At 72.9% G+C, this 25,768-nt stretch carries 18 protein-coding genes; 8 read left to right on the top strand and 10 right to left on the bottom strand.

Going from position 1 to position 25,768, the window contains the following annotated elements:
• Positions 1–220 precede the first annotated feature (220 nt).
• From ACGFK0_RS00150 to ACGFK0_RS00140, 3 genes are all read left to right on the top strand, one after another.
• A complete protein-coding gene (locus tag ACGFK0_RS00150; protein WP_392897736.1) occupies positions 221–1,036 on the top strand; it encodes an SDR family oxidoreductase in 816 nt (271 codons plus the stop codon).
• Positions 1,037–1,212: 176 nt separating this feature from the next.
• Entirely contained in the window at positions 1,213–1,680 is a 468-nt protein-coding gene (locus ACGFK0_RS00145) for a MarR family winged helix-turn-helix transcriptional regulator (RefSeq protein ID WP_392897732.1), read from the top strand.
• Between the two features lie 274 nt (positions 1,681–1,954).
• Positions 1,955–2,746 (top strand): aldo/keto reductase, encoded by a 792-nt coding sequence (locus ACGFK0_RS00140; RefSeq protein WP_392899552.1) that lies wholly within the window; start codon positions 1,955–1,957, stop codon positions 2,744–2,746.
• Positions 2,747–2,914: 168 nt separating this feature from the next.
• On the opposite strand, the gene ACGFK0_RS00135 is transcribed toward ACGFK0_RS00140, so the two are convergent.
• The gene (locus ACGFK0_RS00135; protein ID WP_392897729.1) at positions 2,915–3,973 is read right to left on the bottom strand and encodes a DUF2293 domain-containing protein; all 1,059 of its coding nucleotides are present in this window, start codon (positions 3,971–3,973) and stop codon (positions 2,915–2,917) included.
• 518 nt (positions 3,974–4,491) lie between these two features.
• On the opposite strand from ACGFK0_RS00135, the gene ACGFK0_RS00130 reads away from it, so the two are divergent.
• Together ACGFK0_RS00130 and ACGFK0_RS00125 are read left to right on the top strand one after the other, a co-directional pair.
• Positions 4,492–5,466: a ribokinase gene (locus ACGFK0_RS00130; protein WP_392897726.1), complete on the top strand. Its 975-nt coding sequence runs from the start codon at positions 4,492–4,494 to the stop codon at positions 5,464–5,466.
• Between the two features lie 274 nt (positions 5,467–5,740).
• Complete coding sequence (locus tag ACGFK0_RS00125) at positions 5,741–6,670, top strand: Ppx/GppA family phosphatase (RefSeq protein ID WP_392897723.1); 930 nt, start codon at positions 5,741–5,743, stop codon at positions 6,668–6,670.
• 534 nt (positions 6,671–7,204) lie between these two features.
• On the opposite strand, the gene ACGFK0_RS00120 is transcribed toward ACGFK0_RS00125, so the two are convergent.
• From ACGFK0_RS00120 to ACGFK0_RS00105, 4 genes are all read right to left on the bottom strand, one after another.
• A complete protein-coding gene (locus tag ACGFK0_RS00120) occupies positions 7,205–9,424 on the bottom strand; it encodes a protein kinase (RefSeq protein ID WP_392897720.1) in 2,220 nt (739 codons plus the stop codon).
• 182 nt (positions 9,425–9,606) lie between these two features.
• A complete protein-coding gene (locus ACGFK0_RS00115; protein ID WP_392897717.1) occupies positions 9,607–12,927 on the bottom strand; it encodes an error-prone DNA polymerase in 3,321 nt (1,106 codons plus the stop codon).
• An 84-nt stretch (positions 12,928–13,011) separates the two neighbouring features.
• Positions 13,012–14,529: a DNA polymerase Y family protein gene (locus ACGFK0_RS00110; RefSeq protein WP_392897714.1), complete on the bottom strand. Its 1,518-nt coding sequence runs from the start codon at positions 14,527–14,529 to the stop codon at positions 13,012–13,014.
• The gene (locus ACGFK0_RS00105; RefSeq protein WP_392897711.1) at positions 14,526–15,392 is read right to left on the bottom strand and encodes a hypothetical protein; all 867 of its coding nucleotides are present in this window, start codon (positions 15,390–15,392) and stop codon (positions 14,526–14,528) included. Before ACGFK0_RS00105 ends, ACGFK0_RS00110 begins: the two co-directional genes overlap by 4 nt.
• Before the next feature lie 161 nt (positions 15,393–15,553).
• Between ACGFK0_RS00105 and mtnA the strand changes: the two genes are divergently transcribed.
• Complete coding sequence (gene mtnA / locus ACGFK0_RS00100; RefSeq protein WP_392897708.1) at positions 15,554–16,570, top strand: S-methyl-5-thioribose-1-phosphate isomerase; 1,017 nt, start codon at positions 15,554–15,556, stop codon at positions 16,568–16,570.
• A 9-nt stretch (positions 16,571–16,579) separates the two neighbouring features.
• Positions 16,580–18,838, top strand: a complete 2,259-nt coding sequence (locus ACGFK0_RS00095) for an ATP-dependent RecD-like DNA helicase (protein ID WP_392899549.1) — start codon at positions 16,580–16,582, stop codon at positions 18,836–18,838.
• Here the strand turns inward: ACGFK0_RS00095 and ACGFK0_RS00090 are convergent.
• The 5 genes from ACGFK0_RS00090 to ACGFK0_RS00070 all read right to left on the bottom strand — a co-directional run bounded on the left by ACGFK0_RS00090 (position 18,829) and on the right by ACGFK0_RS00070 (position 24,421).
• Positions 18,829–19,614: an MBL fold metallo-hydrolase gene (locus ACGFK0_RS00090; RefSeq protein WP_392897705.1), complete on the bottom strand. Its 786-nt coding sequence runs from the start codon at positions 19,612–19,614 to the stop codon at positions 18,829–18,831. The genes ACGFK0_RS00095 and ACGFK0_RS00090 overlap by 10 nt on opposite strands.
• 65 nt (positions 19,615–19,679) lie before the next feature.
• A complete protein-coding gene (locus ACGFK0_RS00085) occupies positions 19,680–20,252 on the bottom strand; it encodes a TetR/AcrR family transcriptional regulator (RefSeq protein WP_392897702.1) in 573 nt (190 codons plus the stop codon).
• A 150-nt stretch (positions 20,253–20,402) separates the two neighbouring features.
• A complete protein-coding gene (locus ACGFK0_RS00080) occupies positions 20,403–21,425 on the bottom strand; it encodes a LacI family DNA-binding transcriptional regulator (protein WP_392897699.1) in 1,023 nt (340 codons plus the stop codon).
• 50 nt (positions 21,426–21,475) lie between these two features.
• The gene (locus tag ACGFK0_RS00075) at positions 21,476–22,852 is read right to left on the bottom strand and encodes an aromatic acid exporter family protein (RefSeq protein ID WP_392897697.1); all 1,377 of its coding nucleotides are present in this window, start codon (positions 22,850–22,852) and stop codon (positions 21,476–21,478) included.
• A 105-nt stretch (positions 22,853–22,957) separates the two neighbouring features.
• Positions 22,958–24,421 (bottom strand): hypothetical protein, encoded by a 1,464-nt coding sequence (locus ACGFK0_RS00070; protein ID WP_392897694.1) that lies wholly within the window; start codon positions 24,419–24,421, stop codon positions 22,958–22,960.
• Between the two features lie 173 nt (positions 24,422–24,594).
• Here ACGFK0_RS00070 and ACGFK0_RS00065 point away from each other — a divergent pair, with 173 nt between their 5' ends.
• Positions 24,595–25,692, top strand: a complete 1,098-nt coding sequence (locus tag ACGFK0_RS00065) for an amidohydrolase family protein (protein WP_392897691.1) — start codon at positions 24,595–24,597, stop codon at positions 25,690–25,692.
• The last annotated feature ends 76 nt before the right edge of the window (positions 25,693–25,768 follow it).

Here is a 25,768-nt window from a genome sequence, read left to right as displayed (position 1 = left end):
CCCCGCGTCGCCTGCATCAGCCCGATGCTCGCTCCCGTCCGCATTTTCGAATGAGCCGTCCTCCCGGACGACCGGCCAGAAGACGCTGCCTTGTGCGAAGTAGGACCTGCGAAATCGACCTGCTTGTCCCATTCTGGGAACTCGATTGACAGGCTGAGCCTGTCGGTCATGTGGGGCTTCGTCGTTGTTCACCCGGACCTCGCCGCCGTGTGATGGAGACATGAAGACATGGTTCATCACCGGAACGTCCCGCGGTCTCGGCCGCGAGTTGACCGAGCAGCTACTCGCCCGCGGCGACCGTGTCGCAGCGACCCTCCGCGACCCGAGCCGCCTCGCCGGACTGGCCGAGTACGGCGACCGGCTGTGGGTGCGTCCGCTGGACGTGACCGACACCGTCCGTCTCCGCGAGGTCGTGGACGCCGCGTTCGCCGACCTCGGCCGCATCGACGTCGTCGTCTCCAACGCCGGGTACGGGGTGATCGGAGCCGCCGAGGAACTCACCGACGACCACATCGACGACTTGATCGCCACCAATCTGACCGGCTCGATCCAGCTCGTCCGGGCGGTCGTCCCGCACCTTCGGGCCCAGGGTGGGGGCCGGATCCTGCAGATGTCCAGCATGGGCGGCCACATGGCCTTCCCCGGCTTCTCGCTTTACCACACCACCAAATGGGGCATCGAGGGCTTCTTCGAGGCGCTGGCCCCCGAGCTGGAGCCGTTCGGCATCAAGACCACCCTGGTGGAGCCCGGCATGGTCCGTACCTCGTTCTACTCCGCCGTGCAGCGGGCCGCCGTCCACGCGGCGTACGCGTCCAGTCCGGTCATCATGCGCGGCGACAGGGTGCCCGTGGACGACATGCCCGGCGATCAGGCCAAGGTCGCGGCCGCGATGCTCGACGCCGCGGCTCTCGACGTCCCGCCGCGCCGCCTGCTGCTGGGCTCGGACGCCTATGGACAGGTTCACGCGGCCTTGAGCGACCGGCTGGCGGACGTCGAGTCCCAGAAGGACCTGGCCCACTCGACGGACGTGACCTGACGGCCGCACACCGGCCGTCAGTCGAGCGTGTGCCCCGGGCATCGTCCCGGGGCACACGGGCGCGGGCCGACTCCGGCTCCAGGTGGACGGCCTCGGCGGATTGCGTCTTGCGGAGGAAAGTATAGTCACTGACATTGATGATCAAGGCTAGTGATTATGCTTTCCGGGAGGCATTCATGAACGCGGAGCGCAGAACACCCGACCTGGGCATGCTGGCCGGCCAGCTGATGCGGGCGCTGCAGGAGGAGCTGTTCCAGCGCCTGGCCGAGCAGGGGCACCCGCACGTCCGGCCACGGCACGGCACCGTCCTGGCGTTCCTCGACCCCGCCGGCGTGCGCGCCACCGAACTGTCGGCTCGGTCCGGGCAGCACAAGCAGATCGTCGGCACGATCGTGGACGAACTCGTCGAGCTCGGCTACGTCCGCCGCGAACCCGACCCCACCGACCGCCGCGCCAAGCGGATCGTCCCCACCGAGCGTGGCCTCGACGAGGTCGCCAAGGCCCGAGCCATCCTCGCCGACATCGAGCAACGCCACCGGCGGACGCTGGGCGAAGAGCGCTTCGACGCCTTCAAGGACGCCTTCCAGGAAGTCGCCCGCAATCAACGCACTCGCGAGACCGCCGAAACCCACCCCGCATCATGAACACCGTGGATCCCGACCGCCGAATCAGCCGACCGTCGGTGGGCTGGGAAGCCTGCTGGTGCAGCCGGTCCGGTCCGGCGTCGGTCTGATCCGATCCGGGTCGGGGTCCGGGTCGGTGTCGGTGTCGGTGTCGGGAAGACGCTGTTGATCGGGTGAGTCAGGAGTTCCCTGCTGGGCAGGGGGTCTCCCAGTGCGCAGCCGAATAGCCCAAGGGCACCAGAGGGGGACGGAGACCGTGACCGTACCGAACGTTGATCTCATTGACGGGGCCGCGATGCCGCAGCTCGGATTCGGGGTCTTCCAGGTCCCCGACGACGAGGCAGAACGCGCGGTGGAGACGGCGCTGGAGAACGGTTACCGCAGCATCGACACGGCCAGTGCCTACGGCAACGAGGAGGGCGTTGGGCGGGCCCTGCGTGGTTCGGGTGTGCCGCGCGACGCGCTGTTCATCACCACCAAGCTGTGGAACAGCGAGCACGGATACGACAACGCACTTCGGGCCTGCGACGCGAGCTTGTCCCGCCTCGGTCTCGACCAGCTGGACCTTTACCTGATCCACTGGCCGATGCCGGACCGCGGCACCTACCTGGAGACGTGGCGGGCGCTGGAGAAGCTCAAGGAGGACGGGCGTGCCCGTTCCATCGGCGTGTCCAACTTCACCGTGGAGACGCTGAGGCGGGTCATCGATGAGGCGGACGTCGTCCCGGCCGTCAATCAGATTGAGCTTCACCCGTACTTCCAGCAGGACGGGTTGCGCGCCTTCCACCGGGACCACGGCATCCGCACCGAGGCGTGGGCGCCGCTCGGCCAGGGCCGAGGGTTGCTGGACGATCCGGCGTTCGGCCGGATCGCGCGTGACCACGGCCGCACCCCGGCGCAGGTCGTTCTGCGGTGGCATCTGCAGATCGGCAACGTGGTCATTCCGAAGTCGGTGACGCCGTCCAGGATCGCCGAGAACATCGACGTGTTCGGCTTCGAGTTGTCCCCGGACGACATGAAGGCGATCGGTGAGCTGGATAAGGGCATCCGCGTCGGCCCCGACCCCGCCACCCTCAACAGCGGCTGACCCCGTGGTTGGTCGGCCCATGATTCGCTGACCCGTGCTTGGCTGATGCTGTGGGTCGGGCGGCGCTGTGGTCGGGTGGTGCTGTGGGTCGGGCGGTGCTGTGGTCGGGTGGTGCTGTGGGTCGGGCGGTGCTGTGGTCGGGCGGCGCTGTGGTTGATTGGCGCGGCGTCAGGCCTGGCGCCACGTGGTGAGGACGCTGTCCACGTCCCCGCGGATGCGGTCGCGCGCGTCGCGCCGGGGCACCCCCGCCATCAGCATGGCGTCGTAGCCGGTGTCCAGGTGCCGGACGGACGCGACCACGGCGAGCGTGACGGCGTCCTCGTCGAGGTCGCGGCCTGCGGCGGTCCGGCCGACACGGCCGCTGCCGCGTAGGGCCGCGTGCCGGGAGATCTCTGCGGCACGGTCCGCGGGGCAGCCCGGGAACAGCCGGACGATCTCGGCCGTCATCCGGGTCACGAACTCTGCATCCTGTTCGGCGCGGCGCTCGCGGGCACGGTCGCGTCGGCGGGCCCGTGCGTCTTCGTCGGCGAGACACTGCTCCTCGGCCCGCTCCAGCGCGGACTCCTCGACCAGGATGCCGCGCCGCTCGTAGCGCTTGCGGCGCCGGTTGTGCCGGACGACGACGGCCGACAGCCCGCTCTCCTTCTTGGCCCGGCGGCTGAGCGCGGCGTTTCCGGCGGGCAGGAAGACGAGGTGGCCGAGGTCGGCGCAGGCCATGCAGAGCGGCACCGAATCTTCGACGATCTTGAAGTCGCCGGTGCCGTGGCAGCCGCCGCACGTCCACTCGGCTACCGCCTGCAGGACGACGAGGTCAGGGACCTTGGCGTCGCGCGCGGTGACGCGGTCGCGCTGGGCGGGCGTCAGGTCCGGGGAGATCCAGTGCGTGCGGTGTTCGCGTTCGGCGGGTTCGCCGCCGTCGGCGGTGAAGCGGAGGGGACGGCGGTCACGGGTGGCGGCGGTGTAGGCGGTCTCGGCGGGTTCGAGGTTCCGTGCCTGCGCCCAGGCGCGCAGGGCCCGCAGGGCGTTGGCGATCTTGTCTGGACGGACGTTCATCGCGTCGTGCAGATGGTCGAGCCGGCCCTGCCGCCAGCGGTCGACCTGTGCTGCGTTGATCCAGCCGATGTGGGCGAAAACGTCCACGGGGGCGACCGAGCGTGACCGGCGCAGCAGTTCGTCGGCGGCCTCGGTCACCCGGCGCGCCAACCGGGATTCGTGCACCTCGCTCACGGCGCACCACGGTATAGGACACCACGTGAGCACAGGACCGGTGCCGACACCGGATCCGCGTTGGCGTCAGAACCCCTATAGGCACAGGAACGGCGTCGGTGCAGGGAACGGCGTCGGTGCAGGGAACGGTGTCGCGGCAGGGAAGGCGTCGGGTGGGGAAGGCGTCGGGGTGGGGAAGGCGTCGGGGGTAGGGAAGGTGTCGGCATAGGGTCATGTGCGTTACGGAATGTTAAGGGTCGTAACGTTCTGTCTATGGGGGATGGTCGGGGGAGTTGGACGGGGGCCGGTGGGGTGCGGGTTGCGACGGTGCGGCTTAGTGGGGCGCACCGGGTGCTGGCCGAGTTCGCCGGTGTGCGCCGTCATAGCGCGTTTCTGGTCACGCGGAACGGGGCGCTTGCCGGGCGTGGCTACTACGCGTCCGTGGAGGAGTTGGCGGAGGTGGTGGACCTCGCTGAGCTGCGCAGTCGGTAGCGACATGAGTTGCGCTGGAGGCCCCGGCGCGTGTAGTCGGTTACACCGTGATCGGACAGCACCCGCATGATCGGGAAGACTCGCGTGATGGGCAAGGCTCGCGTGATTGGGACGTCGTCGTCGTTGGGTCGGTCAACGCGGACCTGGTGGTCGGCGTCGAGCGGAGGCCCGTTCCGGGGGAGACCGTACTCGGTTCCGACCTCGCCACCCATCCGGGCGGTAAGGGCGCCAACCAGGCCGTCGCGGCGGCCCGGCTCGGCGGGCGGGTCGGCATCGTCGGACGGGTGGGTGACGACGGGCACGGCGGGTTCCTGCGCGCGGCCCTCGCCGCGGACGGCGTCGACCTCGCCCACCTGACCACCACCGAGGGCGCGCCCAGCGGCGTCGCCCTGATCACGCTCGGGCCGGACGGTGACAACAGCATCATCGTCTCGCCCGGCGCCAACGCGCGGCTCGGCCCGGACGACATCGCGGCGGCCGGCGACATGATCGCCGGCGCGTCCGTCGTGTCGTTCCAGCTGGAGGTGCCGATGCCCGCCGTCGAGGCGGCCGCAAGCGCCGCGGCCGGCGCCGGTGGACGGGTGGTGCTGAACCTTTCGCCGCCCGCCCCCGTCCCGGAGGGGCTGCTGGCACTCTGCGACCCGCTCGTCGTCAACGAACACGAGGCCGCCTACCTGCTGGGCGGTGGCGGTGGCGGTGGCGACGGTGGCCCGGAGGAGCCGGAGGAGATGGCGGCGGCGCTCGTCCGGTCCGGGCCCCGGTCGGTCGTCGTCACGCTCGGCGCCGAGGGGGTCGTGGTCGCCGGTGGTGAGGGGACGGCGTCGATCCCGTCCCCGAAGGCGGAGGCCGTCGACACGACCGGCGCGGGCGACGCCTTCACCGCCGCGCTCTGCCTCCGGCTCGCCCGCGGCGACTCGTTGCGTGACGCGGCCCGCTACGCCACCCGCGTGGGTGCGGCCGCCGTCCGCAAGAGGGGGGCGCAAAGTTCCTATCCGACGGCGGACGAACTGCCGCCGGCCTGACCCGCTGGCCTGATCCGCTGGCCTGATCCGCCGGGCTGATCCACCGGGCTGATCCACCGGGTTCGGCGGCTGGTGCGGGCGCGGAGTCGGTATTCCGAACCCGTGTCCATGCCCGGCACCGCGCCGCGGCCGGGTGTCGTCCGGACCACGCAGCGTGCCCGGTGGCCACATTGCTGTGCCCCGTCCCCCGCCTCACGTGCGGAAACAGGCCGGTCATGATGGTTTCGGCCTGCCCGTCCCGAATTGCGGCGGGGCCGTCGGATACTTTTTGCCCATGCGACTCGGCGTGCTGGACGTGGGTTCGAACACGGTGCACCTCCTGGTGGTGGACGCGCACGAGGGGGCGAGGCCCCTCCCCGCGTACTCCCACAAGGCGGACCTGCAGCTCACCGCCCACCTCGATGAGAATGACCGCCTGTCCGAGGAGGGCGAGGCCCTGCTGCGGAACTTCGTCGACGAGGCGCTGCAGATCGCCGAGGACAAAGGCGTCGAGGACCTCGTCGCGTTCGCGACCTCCGCCGTCCGCGACGCCGTGAACGGTGAGGAGATCCTCGCGCGGGTCCGCGCCGACAAGGAGATCGACATACGGTCGCTGTCGGGTGAGGAGGAGGCGCGGCTGACGTTCCTCGCCGTCCGGCGCTGGTTCGGCTGGTCGTCGGGCCGGCTGCTCGTGGTGGACATCGGCGGCGGTTCGCTGGAGATCGCGTCCGGGATCGACGAGGAACCGGATGTGGCGTTCTCGCTGCCGCTCGGCGCGGGCCGTCTCACCCGTGACCGGTTCACCGCCGACCCGCCGTCCCCGGACGAGGTCCGCGACCTGCGCCGGCATGTCCGGGCGGAGATCGCCCGCCGGGTCGGGGACGTCTCCCGGTACGGTCCGGCCGACCACGCGGTCGCCACGTCCAAGACCTTCAAGCAGCTCGCCCGGATCGGCGGCGCCGCCCCCACCGCCGACGGGCCGTACCAGCGGCGTGCCCTGGCGGGCGCCGACCTGACCGAGTGGGCCGAGAAGCTCGCGCCGATGCCGTCCGCCGAACGCGCCGGGCTGCCGGGCGTCTCCGAGCGGCGCGCCCAGCAGCTGCTCGCCGGCGCGATCGTCGCGGACGCCGCGATGGACCTGTTCGAGCTGAGCGAGCTGGAGGTCTGCCCGTGGGCGCTGCGCGAGGGCGTGATCCTGCGCCGCCTCGACATGATCACCGGCTGAGTCCCGGCGCGGACCAGTGATGGGTCGGCGACGGGTCGGCGACGGGTCGGCGACGGGCCGGCGACGGGCCGGGTGGCAGGCTGGTGGGTGGGGTCGGCGATTGGTCAGGGGTCGGCCGCCGGGGGCAGGACGGGCGCCTCGCAGCCGTGTCGGGCGGCGGACGACTCGGCGAAGCGGGCGAAGTCCGCGAGTTCGGCGTCGGTGAGCGGTCCAGGGCGGGGCCGCCGTCCTCGGAGGTGAACAGACGCTTCTCGTGCTGCGGCCATGCCCGGTACCGGGCGGTGCCCAGGACGTCCTGGCAGGCGGCCGATGCCCACATGGAGGCACCGCGGATACCCGCAGGCTCCTTGTCGTCGGGGATCGGTACGGCGTAGGGGCCGTACAGATCTGCCCCACCCGGTGTTCGGGGGGAGCGGAGCCAGAACCACAGGTAGCCGCCGCTCAACAGGACCACGACCGCGAGCGCCGGCCCGCCGCGTCTCACCCAGGTGTCATGTCGCCATCGCGTCCGAGGCAGGGTAGTGGCGGCCCGCGCTACATCCAGCTGGGGTGCCCGAACGTGTGGCCCTGCGGGGTGATCACCCGGTCGCCGGTGCCGTCCACCCGGACTGCGCGGATCACCGGATCGGTGACCTTGCCGCGTACGTAGCAGAGCCATTGGCCGTCGGCGGACCACGCCGGGTCCATGTCCTTCGGACCTCCCGCGGTGAGGGCGTGGGCGCCGGACCCGTCGGCGTTCATGACCCAGATCGAGGTGCTGTCGTCCGGGCCCCGGGTGTAGGCGATCTTGGAGCCGTCGGGGGACCATTCGGGGTCGTTCGCGCGCACGCCGTCCTTGGTCAGCCTCGTCCAGGCGGACCGCGGACGGTTCGGGTCGAGGGTGTGGATCTGCAGGACGCCGTCCTGCTCGCTCCAGAACACGAGCTTGTCCTTGGACGACCACATCGGATCGTCCTTGGGCGAGTCGTCGTCGGTGAGCTGTGTGACCCGGTGCCCTTGCAGCGTGATCGTGAAGATCTGCCGGGTGTCGTCGACCTCGCCCATGTACGCGAGGCGTGTGCCGTCCGGCGACCAGGTCACCCGTCCGCCCGCGGTGTCGGTGACCTTCCGCGCACCGCTGCCGTCGGCGTTCATCACCCACGCCTCGGCCTTGCCGCCGCCCGTGCGGGTGAACGCGATGCGGCTGCGGTCCGGGGACGGCTCGGGCAGTACTTCGCACCGGTCTCCGCCGATGAGCTTGGTGGCGGCCGGTTCGCCGGGCTTGTAGATGCCGATGTCGGCGTGGCACGACTTCGGCCAGCCCGCCTCGTTGTCGATCCGGACGAGCAAGGGCGCGGACGGGAACGCCGCCGGGCCGCCCTTGTTCCCCGTCTCGCCGGACGGCCGGTTGAAGTAGTAGATCCCTCCGGCCACGGCCGCCGCGACCAGCACCCCGACCATCGTCGAGGCGATGAGCGTGGTGCGCCGGGACAGCCCACCCTGCGCACGCCGCCCGCCCTGCGGGTCCGGGCCACGCTGCCCGCCCGGGCCGTCGGGCCAGCCGGGGACCGGGGGCAGCACGGGAGGAGGCGCGGCGAACCGGTGTTCCGTGACGGGGGCGGTGCCGGGTTCGGCGCTGCCGGGATCGTACGCCGACTCGGTTCTCGGTTCCTGGACGGTCTGTTCCAGCGGCCATTCCGGCGCCAGATCCGTCACCGGAGCCGGAGAGGGAGCCGGAGCCGGAGCCGGTGCCGGAGAGGGAGCGGGCGATGAAGCGGGAGAAGGAGGCGGAGACGGAGCGAGGGATGGAGCCGGAGCCGCGGGCGCGGCTGCCGCGACGGGCGGCGAGGCGGTGGACCGTGCGGTGACGTCCCGGGAGGTGGCGCCGGGATCGTCCGGCGGGGGCGCCCACGACTCGCCCAGCTCGGTCGTCACGTCGGCCTCGGCCGCGCCGCCGACGAGGGCGAGCAGCAGGTCGCGGGCGTCCGGCCGCTGCTCGGGGTCTTTGCGCAGCGCGGACTGGACGAGCCGGGCCAGCGACCGCGGAAGCTCCCCGATCTCGGGTTCGGCGTGCACGGCGCGGGCCGCCATGAGCTGGAACGGGCCCTGCCCGAACGGGTTGCGGCCGCTCGCGGCGAACGCCACCAGGCAGCCCCACGCGAACACGTCCACGGCGGGGGTGACCTGCTGGGTGGTGATCTGCTCGGGCGCGATCCAGCCGGGGGTGCCGACGACCTGGCCGGTCCGGGTGTGCGCGGACGCCACGTCCAGCGCCCGGGCGATCCCGAAGTCGATCACCCGCGGCCCGGAGATGGACAGCAGCACGTTGCTGGGCTTGAGGTCGCGGTGCACCAGGTCGGCGCTGTGGATGGCGACGAGCGCGGCGGCAACCCCGACCGCGACTCCGTGCAGCATCCCGGGGGACAGTGCGCCGTTCTCGGTGACGTGCTCCAGCAGGGACGGGCCCTCGATGTACTCGGTGACCATGTAGGCGAGGCCGAGGTCGTCGCCGTGCTCCAGTACCTGCGCGGTGCAGAACGACGCGACGCGCTGCGCGTTGGCGGCCTCGTCGTGGAAGCGGGCGAGGAACGTGCGGTCGTCGGACAGCGCGGACCGCACGACCTTCACCGCGACGGCACGCCCGTCGGGGTCGCGGCCGAGGTACACCGCGCCCATCCCGCCCTCGCCGATCTTGGCCTCGATGCGGTACCGGCCGATCCGCGTGGGGTCTTCCGGGCGCAGTTCGCGCAGAGAAGACGCTCGCGGGCCGTCCATAGAGATCACCTTTCGCCCACGAGCCGCGTCTTGGCGGCCGCCCACGCGGCGGCACGCGGCCCAACCGTTCCTTACGATGTCAGAGGAGGCGGCGAGGTTCTAGCGTCCGCCGGACTATCCGGCCGGGGGTACGGGCCAGGGGTACGGGCCGGCGGGTACTGCTCAGTGCCGGCGGGTACTGCTCAGTGGAAGTTGCGGGCTCGGACGCGGCCGGGGACGGGCAGGCGCCGCAGCCGGGTCGCGCGGACGTTGGCGACGCCGTCGGCGCGTTCCAGCCGCCCGCTGACCAGCAGCGCCTGCGAGTCGACGGCGAGGCCGCGGTGCCGCTTGAACACCTGCGGCGGGCACACGACGTTGATGATGCCGGTCTCGTCCTCCAGCGTCATGAACACGATGCCGCCGGCGGTCGGCGGGCGCTGCCGGTGGGTGACGAGCCCGGCGACGACGACGTTGGTCTCGCCCGGCGTCTCGGCGAGCCGCCTGGACGACAGGGCGCCCAGTTCGTCCAGCGCCTCCCGGACGTGCGCCACGGGATGGGTGCCGGACACGCCGGTGGCCCACAGGTCGGCGAGCGTCTCCTCGATCGGCGTCATCGCCGGCAGCGCGGGTGCGGACGCGCCGGGCGTCACCCCTTCGAGCTGCCCTGGGCCGGAGCCCGCGAGCGCACCCGCCGCCCACAGCGCCTCGCGCCGTGACAGGCCGAAGCGGTCGAACGCACCCGCCGTGGCGAGCGCCTCGAGGGCGCCGGCCGACAGCGGTACCCGCCGGGCGAGGTCCTCCATGCTCGTGTAGGGGCGGCCCGCCGCGACGGCCTCCGCCGTCTCGTCGCCGAGGTTGCGGATGCCGGTGAAGCCGAGCCGGATCGCGGGCTGAGGCTCGGCGGGCGCGTGCGGATGGCCGGAGTCGGCCGCGGAATCGACCCCGGAGCCGGCCGCGGAGTCGGCCGGGCCCGTTTCCTCTAGCGTCGGGTGGACGTCGCTGGCGTTGATGTCCACGCCCCTGACCACGACACCATGATGTCTGGCATCGGCCAGAAGGCTCTGCGGGCTGTAGAAGCCCATCGGCTGGTTACGCACCAGGGCGGCGGTGAACGCGGCCGGGAAATGCCGCTTCAGCCAGGCGCTCGCGTACACCAGGTGCGCGAAGCTCTGCGCATGCGACTCGGGGAAACCGAACCCGGTGAAGCCGAGGATCTTCTCGTACACGCCCTCCGCGATGCCGGCCGGTATGCCGCGTTCGGCCATCCCGTCCAGGAGGCGCCGTTTCAGCCGCTCGACGCGCTCGGGTGCGCGCTTGGCACCCATCGCCTGCCGGAGCTGGTCGGACTCCGCCGGGGTGAACCCGGCGCAGTCCACGGCGAGCTGCATCATCTGCTCCTGGAAGAGCGGCACGCCTAGCGTCCGCGACAGGGCGGGCTCCATCAGCGGATGCGGGCACGCCGCGGGTTCCATGCCCTTGCGGCGACGCAGATACGGGTGGACGGACCCGCCCTGGATCGGCCCCGGCCGGATCAGCGCCACCTCCACCACCAGGTCGTAGAACTCGCGGGGCTTCAGCCGAGGCAGCGTCGCCATCTGCGCCCGCGACTCCACCTGGAACACCCCGACCGTGTCGGCGTCGCACAGCATGTCGTAGACGAGGGGGTCCTCGGCCGGGACCGACTGCAGGTCGTACCGCCGCCCGTGGTGCTCCTCCACCAGGTCGAAGCAGTCGTGCAGCGCCGCGAGCATGCCGAGGCCGAGCAGGTCGAACTTCACCAGCCCGGCCGCGGCGCAGTCGTCCTTGTCCCACTGCAGGACGCTGCGGTTCGGCATCGTCGCCCACTCGATCGGGCAGATCTCCCCGACGGGCCGGTCGGCGATCACCATGCCGCCGGAGTGGATGCCGAGATGCCGGGGGAGCGTCAGCATCCGCTTCGCCAGCTCCATCACCGACGCGGGGATGTCGGACTCGGAACCGACGGGGTCGCGCGGATCGATGCCCTTCGACCACGCGTCCTGCTGCCCGGGGGAGAAGCCGAGCGCCCGTGCCGCGTCGCGGACGGCCATGCGCGGCCGGTAGCTGATGACGTTCGCGACCTGGGCCGTGCATTCGCGCCCGTACTTGCCGTAGACGTACTGGATGGCCTCCTCGCGGCGGCGGTGCTCGATGTCCAGGTCGATGTCGGGCGGCCCGTCCCGTCCCGGTGACAGGAACCGCTCGAACAGCAGCCCGTGCCGGACGGCGTCGACACCCGTGATGCCGAGCGCGTAGCAGACCGCCGAGTTCGCCGCCGATCCCCGTCCCTGGCACAGGATGCCCCTGCCTCGGCAGAACTCCACGATGTCGTGCACGATCAGGAAGTAGCCGGGGAAGCGGAGCTGCTCGATGACGTCCAGCTCCTTGGCGATCTGCTCGTAAGCGCCGGAGATCCGTTCCCGCTCCGGCGGCCCGTACCGCTTGAGCGCGCCCTCCTTCACCAGGTGCCGCAGCCAGCTCGCCTCGGTGTGCCCTTCCGGGACGGGCCAGTCCGGCAGGCGGGGCGCGACGACGTCGAAGCCGAACCGGCACTCCCGCGCCAGAGCGACCGTTCTTTCCAGGACGCCGGGGAAGCGCGCCAGCCGCTTGGCCATCTCCGCGCCGCTCCGGACGTGGGCCGTGCCGCCCGCCGGGAGCCAGCCGACCATGTCGTCCAGGCTGCGGCGGGCCCGGACCGCCGCCATCGCCTGCGCCAGCCGCGCGTCGGCCCCGGGCGCCGCGAAATGCACGTTGTTGGACGCCACCACGTCCACCCCGGCCCGCCCGGCCAGTGCGTACAGGGTGTCGTTGCGGTGGTCGTCGTCCGGCTGGTCGTGGTCGATCAGCTCGACGAACACGTTCTCCCGGCCGAACATGCCGGCCAGGTTCCGCAGCTCCCGCTCCGCCGCGTCCGGCCCGCCCGCCTCCAGCGCCGCCGGGACCGGGCCCTTCCTGCATCCGGTCAGCACCGTCCAGTGCCCGCCGTGGGCGTCGGCAAGGGCGTCCAGGTCGTACACGGGACGGCCCTTGCGCCCGCCAGCGAGCTGCGCGGCGGTGATCGCCGAGCAGAGCCGCGCGTACCCCGGGGCGCCGCGCGCGAGCACCAGCAGATGCCGTCCGGCCGGGTCGGGCTCCCCGGTCTGCGGCCCCGGCAGGCCGAGGCTCAGCTCCGCGCCGAACACCGTCCCGATGCCGGCGTCGTTCGCGGCCTGCGCGAACTGGACCGCCCCGTACATGCCGTCGTGGTCGGTGATCGCCATCGCCTCCACGCCGAGCCGCGCCGCCTCCGCGACGAGCGACGCGGGGTCGCTGGCCCCGTCCAGGAAACTGAACGACGAGTGGCAGTGCAGCTCCGCCCACGGCACGTCCGCGACGGCACCGTCCTGGACACCACGGCGCGGGAGGCGGGGCGCCTCCGGCGGCTCGTCCGGTCGCCGTTCGGGGGGACGCCATGACAGCCGCTCCTCGAACTCCCGCCACGGGATCGGCGGGTTGTGCCACCCCATCAGCGTCCCCTGGCCAGTGCGCGCCTGGCCAGTGCGCGCCCGGTCAGTGCGCGCCCGGTCAGTGCGCGCCCGGTCATACGGGGCCTAGTCATACACGGCCTCGACATGCCACCGGCCGCCCTCGACGGTGAGCAGGTAGGCGTCGCCGTCGTCGGTGGTGACCTGGAAACGTGCCCTGCGACGCGACCGGTCCGGGTCCCACCAGCGTTCGTCGGCGGGCCACGGGCCCGTCCAGCCGGTCACCGCGGCGTGGCGTCCCCGGACCGTGAGCATGGCGGGCGGCGCGGACACCTCGCAGCGCGCCGACACCACCACCGCGTCGCCGGCCGCGTCGACCAGCTCCACGTGGGACGGTGCCGCCGGGACGACCGCGGGCGCGGGCCCGGTCACGCGACCCGGCCACGGCCCGTCGGGCAGACCCGAGGGCGCCAGGTCGCCGACCGGGACCCGGACGACCCGCTCGCCCGGCCCGCGCCCGCCCACCAGCACCGGCCGGGTGATCCCCTGGTGCCCCAGCAGCGCCTGGATGCGGTCGGCGGCACGGGCGATGCGGTCGGTGACGGCCGTGCGGCCCCACAGCGCGTCCTGCCTTCCCCCGTCCGGGACGATCTGGTCGGGTGCCAGCTCCAGCCATGTGACCCCGCCCCAGATGTGCTCGGCCTGGGCGCCCTGCGGCTGCCACGCCGACAGCTGCCACCGGACCCGCTCGGCCACCGCCAGCGCCGACAGGCCGTCGTGGCGCCAGAGCCGCCGCAGCACGTGCCCGTCCGCGAACCCGGCCGCGACCTCCAGCCGGACGCAGGCCAGCCCGCCCGCCGCGAGCCCCTCGTGCAGCTCGGCGGCGAGCCGCTTCGCCCCGAAGACGACCCGCTCGGCCTGTTCGGCGGGCGGGTCGAACGCGGCCCGCACCGACAGGTCCGCGGCGGCCTTGGCGGGTGCGAGCGGGCGCGGCTCCTCGCCCCTGGCCAGGCGGTGCGCGAGCGCCCCGTCCGTCCCGAACCGCGCGGCGACGTGACCGGACGGCAGCGCCGCGAAGTCCCCGAGCGTCTTGACGCCCAGGCGTCGCAGGAGGTCCGCCAGGTCCGGCCTGTCCAGGACCGACAGCGGGTACGGGGCGAGGAACGCCGCCGCCCCGCCTTCCGCGACCACGACGCCGCCCTCCCCGGCCCGCGCGGCCAGTTCCGCGGCGAACAGCCCGTCCGCGACGCCCGACCCGCAGTCGTAGCCCGCCTCGACGACGGTGTCCTGCACGAGGACGCGCAGTGCCTCCTCGCCCCCGTAGAACCGGGCCGGGCCGCGCGCCGGCAGCGCGCACAGGCCCGGCCGCACCACCTCCACGCGCGGCGTCAGCTCTGCGACGGCCTCGGCGACGGTCTCGAACAGGCGCCCCTCCGCGTCGGCGTCCCGTTCCCGCACCACGAGTTCAGGGCATCGCCGCTGCGCGTCCCGGAGCCGCTGGCCGCGCCGGACTCCTGCTGCCCGCGCCGCCGCCGTGCAGGCCGCCACCTGCCCCTGCACCACCGCGGCACCGGCGGTGGACGCGTCCACGCCCACCGCCGTCACCGGCCAGTCCGGGCACCACACGACCAGGACGCGCGTCACGCGATCCCCTCCTCGGCGGGCACGCGCACGCGCGGCGGAAGGGTGGAAGTCCGCGGATGGCCCCGACCCCCCTCGGCGACGGGTTCGGGGACGAGTTCCAGAGGCGGCCGGACGGTCTCGTCGGGCTGCACCGTGCCGTCGGGGGCGGGGAGCCAGACGCGGGCTCGGCGGCCGGGGCCGGGCGCGTCACGGCCCTCGGCGACGATCTGGACGCGGCGGCCGGTGAGGCGGCCGTGGCCGTCCGCGAGACCCTCCCAGTCGACGTCGTCCAGGCGGAGCCGGAGCCGGGTGCCCGGCCAGTCGCGGGCGAACGCGCCGGTCAGCGTGAGGACGCAGCCGTGCTTGCGGGCCAGCGCCGACAGGCGGCGGACGGCGGCGGCGCCAGGACGTTCGGGCGGGCACAGCAGAACCAGGTCCACGGCCTCGCAGAGCGCGGCGACCACGTCGGGCCAGCGGTCGCCGGGATCGTCGACGAGCAGGAGGCGTTCGGGGGCGGCGCCCATCCCCGCGGCGGCCGCCACACCGAAGCCGGGGAGGCCGACGACGCCGCACCAGCCGCCCGTGCCTTCCTCGCCGCCGTGAAGCGAGACGCCCGCGACGAGCGCGCTGCCGAGGGACGCGCTGCCGAGGGACGCGGGGCCGAGGGACGCGCTGCCGGGGGACGCGGGGCCGGACCCGCCGAGACCGATGACCGAGCCGGGCCGCAGTCCGCCGGGGAGCACGGGGTGCAGCGCCGGCAGCACGGGCACCGTGTCACGCAGGCCGGCATCACGCTGTACGGCATCACGCTGTACGGCATCACGCAGGCCGGCATCACGCGGTGCCGTGTCCAGCACCAGCTCCCGCAGCGCCGCCTCCGGCACGGTCGTCCTCCTTTCGCCCCACAGGTCGTCCGTGGCTCCTGCACAATTTCGAACACAAGTTCGACCCGTGTCAAGTTCTCGCAGGTCACGCAGTGTGACGGTGCACGCTGAACGTCCGATGGCGTGGGAGTTCACGGAATTTTCCGGGCATCATGAACGCCATGACGAGCGACGTGCGCACCATCACGTGGACGGGCGACGGGCTGCGGCTGCTGGACCAGACCGTCCTGCCCGCCCGGGTGGAGTACGTCGTGGCCCGCGATGTCGACACGCTCGTGGACGCGATCCGGCGGCTGGTGGTGCGCGGCGCCCCCGCGCTGGGCGTGGCGGGCGCGTTCGGCGTCGCCATCGCCGTGCGCGAGGCGGCGCGGGAGCGCTGGGACGACGGCCTGCGCGACGCCGCGATCGTCCGCGTCCGGGAGGCCCGGCCGACCGCGGTGAACCTGGCCGCCGGCGTCGACCGCGTCCTGCCGTTAGTCGGCAAGGGCGCCGACGCCGTCGCGGCGGAGGCCCAGGCTTTGCTGGACGAGGACGTACGCGGCAACCGGGCTATCGGCGCGTTCGGCGCGGACTGGATCCTCGGCCGCATCGGAGACCGCCCCCTGCGCGTCCTCACGCACTGCAACGCCGGTGCGCTCGCGACGGCCGGGTGGGGGACGGCCCTCGGCGTCGTCCGGGAACTGCACGCGCGGGGGCGCATCGAGCTCGTCCTCGTGGACGAGACGCGTCCCCTCCTCCAGGGTGCCCGGCTCACCGCGTGGGAACTCGACCGGGCGGGGATCCCGTGCGTCGTCCAGGCGGACGCCGCGGCGCCGAGCACGATCCTGCGCGGGCTGGCGGACGTGGCCGTCATCGGCGCGGACCGCATCGCCGCCAACGGCGACACCGCCAACAAGATCGGCTCGGTCGGCGTGGCGCTGGCCTGCGAGGCGGCGGGCATCCCGCTGGTCGTCGCCGCGCCGTGGAGCACCGTCGACCCGGCCGTCCAGGACGGCGGCGGCATCCCGATCGAGGAACGTCCCGCCGAGGAGATCCTCGCCTGGGGCGGCGCGAGGACCGCCCCGGCCGGAGTGGGCGGATTCAACCCCGCGTTCGACGTCACGCCCGCCCGCCTCGTGACCGCGCTCGTCACCGAGACGGGCGTGCTGGAGATCTCGGCCGGCGCGACGCCCGGATGAGCCATCATGATGTTCGTGCCGACCTCCTCGACGCCCCATGCCACGCCGCCGCGACCCGCGGAACTCGAGGCCGTCCTGGAACGGATCACCTACGCCAACGAGGACACCGGCTACACCGTGGCCCGTGTGGCGACCGCCAAGAGCGGCAGCGATCTACTCACCGTCGTCGGCGCGCTGCTGGGTGCGCAGGTGGGGGAGAGCCTGCGCCTGGTCGGACGGTGGCGGTCGCACCCCAAATACGGCAAGCAGTTCGAGGTCGAGTCGTACACGACCGTCCTGCCGGCGACCGTGCAGGGCATCCGCCGCTACCTCGGCTCCGGCATGATCAAGGGGATCGGGCCGGTCATGGCCGACCGGATGGTCGGGCACTTCGGCACCGACATCCTCCGGATCATCGAGGAGGAGCCGGAACGCCTCGTCGAGGTCCAGGGCCTCGGTCCCAAGCGCACCAAACGCATCGGTGAGGCGTGGGAGGAGCAGAAGGCCATCAAGGAGGTGATGGTCTTCCTGCAGGGCGTCGGCGTCTCGACGTCCCTGGCCGTCCGCATCTACAAGCGGTACGGGGACGAGTCCGTCGACATCGTCCGCCGGGAGCCGTACCGGCTGGCGTCGGACGTGTGGGGCATCGGGTTCAAGACGGCCGACACGATCGCGCAGGCCGTCGGCATCCCGCACGACAGCCCCGAGCGGATCAAGGCGGGGCTCCAGTACACGCTGTCGGAGGCCGCCGACGACGGCCACTGCTTCCTGCCCGAGCCGAACCTCGTCACGGCCGCGGAGAAGATCCTCGGCGTGGAGCGGGAGCTGATCGTCCCGGCGCTGGACGAACTGGCCGGCGACGAGGGCGTCGTCCGGGAGCCGATCCCGGGGGAGGGGGAGGACGCCGCGACGATCCCGGCCGTGTACCTGGTGCCGTTCCACCGGGCCGAACGGTCCCTCGCCCGCGGCCTGCTGGAACTGCTCGACGCGCCCACCGACCGGCTGAAGGCGTTCGCCGACGTCGACTGGGGCAAGGCGCTGCCGTGGCTGAAGCAGCGCACCGGCCAGGCCCTCGCCTCCGAGCAGGAGGACGCGGTCAAGCTCGCGCTGACGTCGAAGGTGTCGGTGCTGACCGGCGGCCCCGGCTGCGGCAAGAGCTTCACGGTCCGCTCGGTGGTGGAACTGGCCGCCGCGAAGAAGGCCAGGATCGTCCTGGTGGCGCCGACCGGACGGGCCGCCAAGCGCCTCGCCGAGCTGACCGGGCACGAGGCCGCGACCGTCCACCGCCTTCTCCAGCTCCAGCCCGGCGGCGACCCCAAGTTCGACCAGGACAACCCCCTCGACGCCGACCTCGTCGTGGTGGACGAGAGCTCGATGGTCGACCTGATCCTCGCGAACAAACTGGTGAAGGCGATCCCGCGCGGCGCGCACCTGCTGCTCGTCGGGGACGTCGACCAGCTCCCGTCCGTCGGCGCGGGCGAGGTGCTGGCCGACCTGCTCGGCGCGGAGGTGATCCCGCGCGTCCGGCTGACGAAGATCTTCCGGCAGGCGCAGCAGTCCGGCATCGTCGTCAACGCGCACCGCGTCAACTCCGGCGACCACCCCCGCACCAGCGGCTACCCCGACTTCTTCCTGTTCCCGTGCGAGGAGCAGGAGGAGGCGGCCGAGATGACCGTGGACGTCGTCGCCAACCGCATCCCCCGCAGGTTCGGCCTCGACCCGCGCCGCGACGTCCAGGTCCTGGCGCCCATGCACCGCGGCGCCGCGGGCGCCGGCTCCCTGAACATGCTGTTGCAGGAAGCCCTGACGCCGCACGACGATGCGCGGTCGGAACGCCGCTACGGCGGACGCGTCTTCCGCGTCGGCGACAAGGTCACCCAGCTGCGCAACAACTACGACAAGGGCGAGGCGGGCGTCTTCAACGGCACGGTCGGCGTCGTCACGTCCGTCTCCCTCGAAGACCAGTCCCTCACCGTCGTGACCGACGAGGACGAGAGCATCGACTACGCCTTCGACGAGCTGGACGAGCTCGCCCACGCCTACTCGATCACGATCCACCGCTCGCAGGGCAGCGAGTACCCGGCCGTCGTCATCCCGCTCACGACCGGCGCGTGGATGATGCTGCGCCGCAACCTCCTGTACACGGGGATCACCCGCGCGAAGAAGCTCGTCGTCCTGGTCGGGTCGCGCCGGGCCCTCGCCGCGGCGGTCCGCACGGCCGGCGCGGGACGCCGCCACACCGCCCTGGCGCAGCGTCTCTCCCCGGAGCCGGGCCTCTCTCAGCGGTAACGCTGCAGCTCCCAGGGGTCGTGGGCACAGAACACCTCGACCTCCCCACCGAGCGCCAGCGCCCGCAGCCGGTCGACGTTCGCGAGCCGCAGCTCCCGGTCCACCTCGCCGCCGGCCTGGACGAGCTCCATCAGCGGATGCGTGACCGGCTCGGGACGGTCGACCTCGCCGTGGTACATGTACGCGTCGCCCGCGTGCAGCAGCCAGCGATCCCCGTCGCGCACCGCGACGCCCGCGTGCCCGGGGGTGTGACCGCCCAGCGGGACCAGCAGGATGTCCTCGGGCACGCCCGCGAGGGACCGGACGCCGCCGAACCCCTGCCAGGTGTCGCCCCGCCCGTCCTCATAGACGACCCATTTCGGGCCGTGGGCGAGTTGCGCCGGGGTCTTGCCGCCGTCCGCCCGCTCCGCCTCGAACAGGTGCACCGCCGCCTCCGGGAAGTCGCTCAGCCCGCCGGCGTGGTCGCGGTGCAGGTGGGTCGGCACGACGTGCCGGACGTCGGAGGGGGAGTACCCGAGGGCCTCGACCTGCCGGACGGCGGTCGCGGACGGATCGAGCGTGGGCCCCGCCATCGCGACCCAGTCGTCCAGAAGCCGTTCGGACGGGTGCTCGATGTCGTCCAGGCCGATCCCGGCGTCCACGAGGACGAGCCCGGCCGTGTCCGTCTCGACCAGCAGGACGTGCCCGGCGGCCCGCGCCGGGCTCAGCGCGGTCCCCGCCTCGTCGGCGGGTTCGATCTCCCGCATGGGGGCGCAGTCCAGATGATGAACGCGCATGAGGTCTCCTTGGCTTTCGGTCGGGCCGGCTACTGCAATCGCGCCGGCTATTGCGGTGGGGCCGGCTATTGCGGGTGGGCCAGCTCGCTGAGCTGCCGTGTGACCGCGTGGATGACGGACACGTCGCGCCGCACGCGAGCGAGCATGATGGCGCCCTGCAGGGACGACAGGACCATCGCGGCCAGCGGCTCGGCCCGTTCCCCGGGGACGCCCCATCCGCGCAGGGCGACGGCGATGCCGCGCTGCCACTCGTCGTAGGCGCCTTCGCAGGCGGCCCGGATGGTCTCGTTCTCGGCGGCCGTCTCGAGCGCCACGGTCGCGACCGGGCAGCCTTTGCTGAAGTCCGAGTCCAGCAGGCTGCGCGCGAAGTGCTCCCCGAGGGCGGCGATTCCGGCGGGGGCGTCGGGTGCGGCGAGGACGGCCTCGGCGAGCGCACTGCCCACCGTCCGCCCGGACAGCGCCACCGACTCGGACGCGAGCTGCTCCTTGCCGTCCGGGAAGTGGAAGTACAGCGAACCTTTCGGCGCCCCGCTGTCCGCGAGGACCTGGTTGAGGCCGGTGCCGTGGTAGCCCTGCCGCTGGAACAGCTCCGCCGCCGTCCGCAGGACCCGCTCTCTCGTCTCACCTCGGGGTGCCATGCACTGAGACTATGGCGACCGGTCTATTTATTCAACCTTGATCGCTTTGTTCGATCGAACAGCCCGAACAGTCTTTCAGGTTTCGAAACATTTCGACCCCGTGGGCAGGTCATACGCTTTCCGCGCCGGAACGATCTCACCGGCCCGGTCCTACTCCGTGGCGGGCGGCGGGGCGGTGCTCTTGCGGACAACGAGGCTGGTGGACAGCTCCAGGCGGGTGGCGACGGCCTCCCCCGCCCGGATGCCGAGAAGGATCTGGGTGGCGGACTCCGCCATCTGCCGCAGCGGCTGGTGGACGGTCGTCAGCGCGGGGCTGGCCCACGGGGCGACGGCGACGTCGTCGTACCCCACGACCGACAGATCGTCCGGTACGCGCAGCCCGTGCACCCGCGCGGCCTCCAGCACCCCGAGCGCCTGCAGGTCGCTCCCCGCGAAGACCGCCGTCGGCCGGTCGGGCCGCCCGAGCAGGTCCATCGCCCGCTCGAAGCCGCCCTGCACGTGGAAGTCGCCGTAGGAGACCATCGACGGGTCGACGTCCAGCCCCGCCATGCTCATCGCCGAGCGGAACCCGTCCAGGCGCGCGATGGAGCACAGCATGTCCGCGGGACCGGTGATGATCGCGATGCGGCGGTGGCCCTGGTCGACGAGGTGCCGGGTCGCCGCCAGCCCGCCGGACCAGTTGGCCGAGCCGACCGAGGGCACGTCCGGCTCGGGGTCCCCGGCCGGGTCGATGATGACGAACGGGATCGAGCGGGACCGCAGCCGCTTCTTGTACTCCGGCGCCAGGCTGGAGAACAGCAGCACGACGCCGAGCGGCCGGCGCCGGAGCACCCCGCTGATCCACTCGGGGCCGGGCGAGTGCCGGGTGCCGCTCTCGGTCAGCACCACGCTGGCGTCGTTGGCCTTGGCGACGCTCTCCACCCCGCGGATCAGCTCCATGGTCCACAGGCTCTCGATCTCGTGCAGGACGATCTCGATGAGCGGGGCGTCGGGCGCCGACCTGGCCCCCCGCCGGTAGCCGTGGTGCTCCAGCAGGCGCTCCACCCGCAGGCGGGTTTTGCGTGCCACGTCCTCGCGCCCGTTCAAAACTTTCGAGACGGTCGAAACGGAGACACCGGCCTGATCGGCCACCTGGGCCAGGGTCACCCGGCCGGAATCCTCGTCCTGTTGCATCCCCGAAGCATAGAGATCTCGGAGGTTCCACCGAAAGTTGGGGGCACCTGTCAGGGAGGGTGGTCGGGGTCGCCGGACTCCCTGGCGTTCCGCTCGGCCGCGGCGGCGGCCGACTCGGCGGCCCTGCGCAGCTGGTGCCCGGCCTGCTGGACGACGCGGACGGGACGCGGGGGCAGATGCCGGGCCGCGCCGCGGTGCCGCCGCCAGTGCTCCCGGGCGCGGGCCCGGTGCTCGACCCGGAGATGCTCGATGAGGCGGTCGACGTCCATGGACACCTCGCCGTACAGCGGCCACAGGTCCCCGGACGCGGCCCGCTCGTGCAGCCTGCGGGTGAGCCGGGCGCGGCGCTCGCGGGCGATGTCGACCCGCGCTTCGAGATCGTGCTCGGCGAGGAACGGCCGGGCGTCGCGGGCCAGGTCGGAGCGGGCGAGCCGGCCGTAGGCGGCGATGCTCACGGCGATCCCGGACAGCGCGTCGCCGAGTTCGCGGCGCACCGCCGGGTCGGTCAGCAGCCGCCCGTGCTCGCCGAACCGCTCGTCGTCGGCCAGTGAGCGGGTCAGGCCGCGCAGCGAGAGGGTGAAGTGCTCGATCGTCTCCATGGCGTTGCGCAGCGCGACGCCGGCGTCGATGAGCCGCCGCGCCCGCGTCCGCGGGTTGAGCCGGACGCTCTCCTCCGCCGCGCTCAGCTCCCGGTCGGTGCGGCCGATCTCCCGGGCGAGCTGCTCGGCGGCGTCCTGCCAGCGTGCCGCCTCGTCCTCGGCGGGTTCGCCCCGCAGCCCGTCGGCGATCTCCTCGATCAGCCGCCGCAGTTTCTCGGTGATGTCCTGCACGGCCTCCTCGGCGGGCCGGACGCGCACCGACGGCACCAGCAGCGTCGCCACCAGCCCGGTGGCCGCTCCGATCAGCGTCTCCAGGACGCGGGTGGTGGCGCCGGACTCGCTGGCCGCCCCCAGCGCGAAGATCAGCATGGCGCTGATCGGAGCCTCCAGCACGTGCTCGCGCAGCCGCAGCACGTGCCCGATGACGAGCGCGGCGAGGATGGTCAGCCCGAGGGTCCACCAGGAGAACCCGATGGTGCTCGCGGCCATGACGGCGACCAGCACCCCCGAGGTGACCGCGGCGACCCGCAGGATGCTCGCCCTGATCGTCTGGTAAACGGAGAACTGGACGACCAGCAGCGCGGTCAGCGGCGACAGCAGCGGCTTCGGGCCGCCCGGCGGCAGGACCGCCAGGGCCAGCACGAAGGACACGGTGGCGGTGATCGTCAGCCGGGCGATGCGGAAGGCGGCGGACTGCACCTCCGTCGCCACGCGCAGCGGCGACCGGCCGGCGCGATCGGAACGGCCGTAACGGCCCGGACGGTTGCGGCGGCCTGCACTGTCGCGGCGGCCCGGACGGTCGCGGCGGCGGAAGAAAGCGGGTGCCATGCCGGGGTTCTTCCCCTGTGTGGGCAATTTCGCAGCAAAGTCGGGATTTGTTGGCCCGTGCCGCCTGGTCGCTGTTCCTCGATCGGGCTTCCAACCGACGGGGGCTCAGTGGCGCCAGCGGGTGACGGCGGCGACCTGCTGCGGTGTCGCGCCGTCCAGCAGGGCGATCTCGCCGCGCCGGACGGTCGACACGGTGTCGGTGACGGCCTCGCCGAGCGCGTCCCGCAGGACGGTGTCGTCCTCGAACGCCGCGACCGACTCGGCCAGCGACGCGGGCAGCGCGACGATGCCCCGGGCGGCGCGCTCGTCCGCCGCCAGACCGGCCGGGTCGACGCCGACCGGCTCCGGCAGCCTGCGGTCGGCGCCGAGCCCGTCCCGCCCGGCCGCCAGCAGCGCCGCCAGCAGCAGGTACGGGTTGGCGGCGGCGTCCACGCACTTGACCTCCAGGTTCGCCGCGGCGGCCCGCTCACCGTCGGCGCCGGCGACGAACCGCAGCGCCGCCTCCCGGTTCTCCAGCCCCCAGCAGGCGAACGCGCCCGCCCAGTGCGACGGGATCAGCCGCAGGTAGCTGGCGACCGTCGGCGCCCCGACCGCCAGCAGCGCGGGCAGCTGGTGCAGGATCCCGGCGGTGAACGCCTCCCCGGCGGCCGTCATCCCGCACGGGCCGTCGCCGCCCGCCATCGCGTTCACCGGACCGTCCGCCTTCGCGCGCCACAGGCTGAGGTGGACGTGGAAGCCGTTGCCCACCGAGTCCGCCTCGACCTTCGGGGAGAACGAGGCGGCCAGGCCGTGCGCCATCGACACCGCCCGGATCGTCTCCCTGACCAGGACGGCGGTGTCGGCCGCGCCGACCGGGTCCTCGGCCTCCACCGACACCTCGTACTGCCCGGCCGCGTACTCCGGATGCAGCTGGACGACCGTGACGCCCGTCTCCTTCAGCGCGGTGAGGACGTCCCGCAGGTAGCCGGCCAGCTCGGTGACCCGCGTCATCCCGTACGCGGGCCCGCGGCAGGCGGGTGAGAAGCCCTCCTCGTCCCCGTTCGCCCCGTCGTTCTTCCCCCCGTCGTTCTTCGCCTTGGATACGGCCCACTCGATCTCGAACGCCGCCTTCACCGACCATCCGTTCCCCGCGAGCCGGTCCGTTTCGCGGCGCAGCAGGGCCCGCGTGTCCAGCGGATGGACGGTTCCGTCCTGCGCGTACCGGTGCGCCGGCGCGTGCGCCCAGCCCGGCAGCGCCGCCATCGGGACGAGACGGTCCAGATCCGGGTGGAGCCGCAGGTCCCCGACCGGGCCGCCGATGTGCCGCCCGGACACGATCGAGTCGTCCAGCAGGAACACGTCGAACACCGGGGACATCCCGACGCCCCACGCCGCGGCGTGCTCCAGCCGTTCCACCGGGACCGTCTTCGTGCGCGTGATCCCGCTGATGTCCACCCACGTCAGCGCGACGGCGACGATGCCCTGCCCGGTCAGCCGCCGCGCCATCTCGGCGGCGCGGGTACCGAGCCGTGCGCGGGTGCGCGCGTTGAGCACGTTCCCGGAGGTGACGGGTTCGGGGATCTGTTCCACGGTGCTGGCTCCCGATCGGAGTGGCGGAGAATGCGGTGCGGTCAATGTGCCTGCGTATATGGGCGCGTATGGGCGCGTGTACGTGCGCGTGTACGTGCGCGGTGTACGTGCGCGGTGTACGTAAGGGCATCGTAGGAAGATCGGAGATCTGTTTCAGGGAGGAGGCGGGTGCGGTGCTGGAGTACTTGGAGTCGCTGCCGCTGGTCGACCACCACTGCCACGGCGTCCTCGGCCGCGACCTCGGCCGCGCGGAGTTCGAGGAGCTCCTCACGGAGGCGGAGACACCGGGCCCGCCGGGCGTGAGCATGTTCGACACGCAGGTCGGGTTCGCGCTGCGGCGCTGGTGCCCGCCGGTCATGGACCTGGAGGCCCACGCGGAGCCGGACGCCTACCTCGCCCGCCGCGCCGAACTGGGCGCCGCCGAGGTCAACCGGCGGTTCCTTGAGGCGGCCGGGCTGGACGCCCTGTGCGTGGACACCGGGTACACGCCGCGGGCGATGCTCGAACCGCCGGATCTCGGACGTCTCGCCGGGGCGAAGGCCCACGAGATCGTCCGGCTGGAGACCGTCGCGGAACAGGTCGCCGGAGACGGCGTCGACGCGGCGCGGTTCGCGGACGAGGTGCGCTCCCGGATCACCGGGCGGGACGCCGTGGGCGCCAAGTCCATCGCCGCGTACCGCTCCGGGCTGGAGCTGTCGGGTGAGCGGCCCTCCGCCGCGCAGGTGACGGCCGCGGCCGGCCGGCTCATGGGCCAGGAGCGGCCGCGCGTGTGCGACGAGGTCCTGCACCGGTTCCTCGTCTGGTGCGCGGTCGACGCCGGGCTGCCGGTGCAGTTCCACGTCGGCTACGGGGACGTGGACGCCGACCTGCGCCGCGGCGACCCGCTGCTGCTCATCGAGCTGCTGCGCGCCATGGACCCCGTCCCCGCGATGCTGCTGCACAACTACCCGTTCCACCGGCATGCTGGCTACCTGGCCCAGGTGCTCCCGAACGTGTACGCCGACGCCGGCCTGGCGATCAACAACCTCGGGCACCGGGCGCCCGCGCTGATCGCCGAGCTGCTTGAGCTGGCACCCTTCGGGAAGGTGCTTCACTCGTCGGACGCGTTCGGGCTCGCCGAGCTGTACCACCTGGGCGCGCTGCTGTTCCGGCGCGGCCTGGCGGGCCTGCTCGCCGGGGGCGTCGACGACGGCGCCTGGACGGCTCGCGATGCCGGACGCGTCGCCGAGCTGATCGCGTCGGGCAACGCCCGCCGCGTGTACGGAATCTGAGCACCATGCCACCGGCACCATGACACCGGCACCACACAGGGCACCATGGCACAGGGCATCACGACGCAGGGTCACA

It is taken from the genome of Spirillospora sp. NPDC048823 (genome assembly GCF_043198445.1).
GTDB lineage: Bacteria > Actinomycetota > Actinomycetes > Streptosporangiales > Streptosporangiaceae > Spirillospora.
This window is presented reverse-complemented; position numbering and strand designations above follow the sequence as displayed.

Excerpts from the sequence above, each read along its gene's own strand:
- ACGFK0_RS00125 (WP_392897723.1), top strand. The coding sequence starts at position 5,741 with ATGCGACTCGGCGTGCTGGACGTGGGTTCGAACACGGTGCACCTCCTG.
- ACGFK0_RS00140 (WP_392899552.1), top strand. The coding sequence starts at position 1,955 with ATGCCGCAGCTCGGATTCGGGGTCTTCCAGGTCCCCGACGACGAGGCA.
- ACGFK0_RS00120 (WP_392897720.1), bottom strand. The coding sequence starts at position 9,424 with ATGGACGGCCCGCGAGCGTCTTCTCTGCGCGAACTGCGCCCGGAAGAC.
- ACGFK0_RS00090 (WP_392897705.1), bottom strand. The coding sequence starts at position 19,614 with ATGCGCGTTCATCATCTGGACTGCGCCCCCATGCGGGAGATCGAACCC.
- ACGFK0_RS00080 (WP_392897699.1), bottom strand. The coding sequence starts at position 21,425 with ATGCAACAGGACGAGGATTCCGGCCGGGTGACCCTGGCCCAGGTGGCC.
- ACGFK0_RS00150 (WP_392897736.1), top strand. The coding sequence starts at position 221 with ATGAAGACATGGTTCATCACCGGAACGTCCCGCGGTCTCGGCCGCGAG.
- ACGFK0_RS00085 (WP_392897702.1), bottom strand. The coding sequence starts at position 20,252 with ATGGCACCCCGAGGTGAGACGAGAGAGCGGGTCCTGCGGACGGCGGCG.
- ACGFK0_RS00115 (WP_392897717.1), bottom strand. The coding sequence starts at position 12,927 with ATGGGGTGGCACAACCCGCCGATCCCGTGGCGGGAGTTCGAGGAGCGG.
- ACGFK0_RS00095 (WP_392899549.1), top strand. The coding sequence starts at position 16,580 with ATGTTCGTGCCGACCTCCTCGACGCCCCATGCCACGCCGCCGCGACCC.
- mtnA (WP_392897708.1), top strand. The coding sequence starts at position 15,554 with ATGACGAGCGACGTGCGCACCATCACGTGGACGGGCGACGGGCTGCGG.
- ACGFK0_RS00075 (WP_392897697.1), bottom strand. The coding sequence starts at position 22,852 with ATGGCACCCGCTTTCTTCCGCCGCCGCGACCGTCCGGGCCGCCGCGAC.
- ACGFK0_RS00145 (WP_392897732.1), top strand. The coding sequence starts at position 1,213 with ATGAACGCGGAGCGCAGAACACCCGACCTGGGCATGCTGGCCGGCCAG.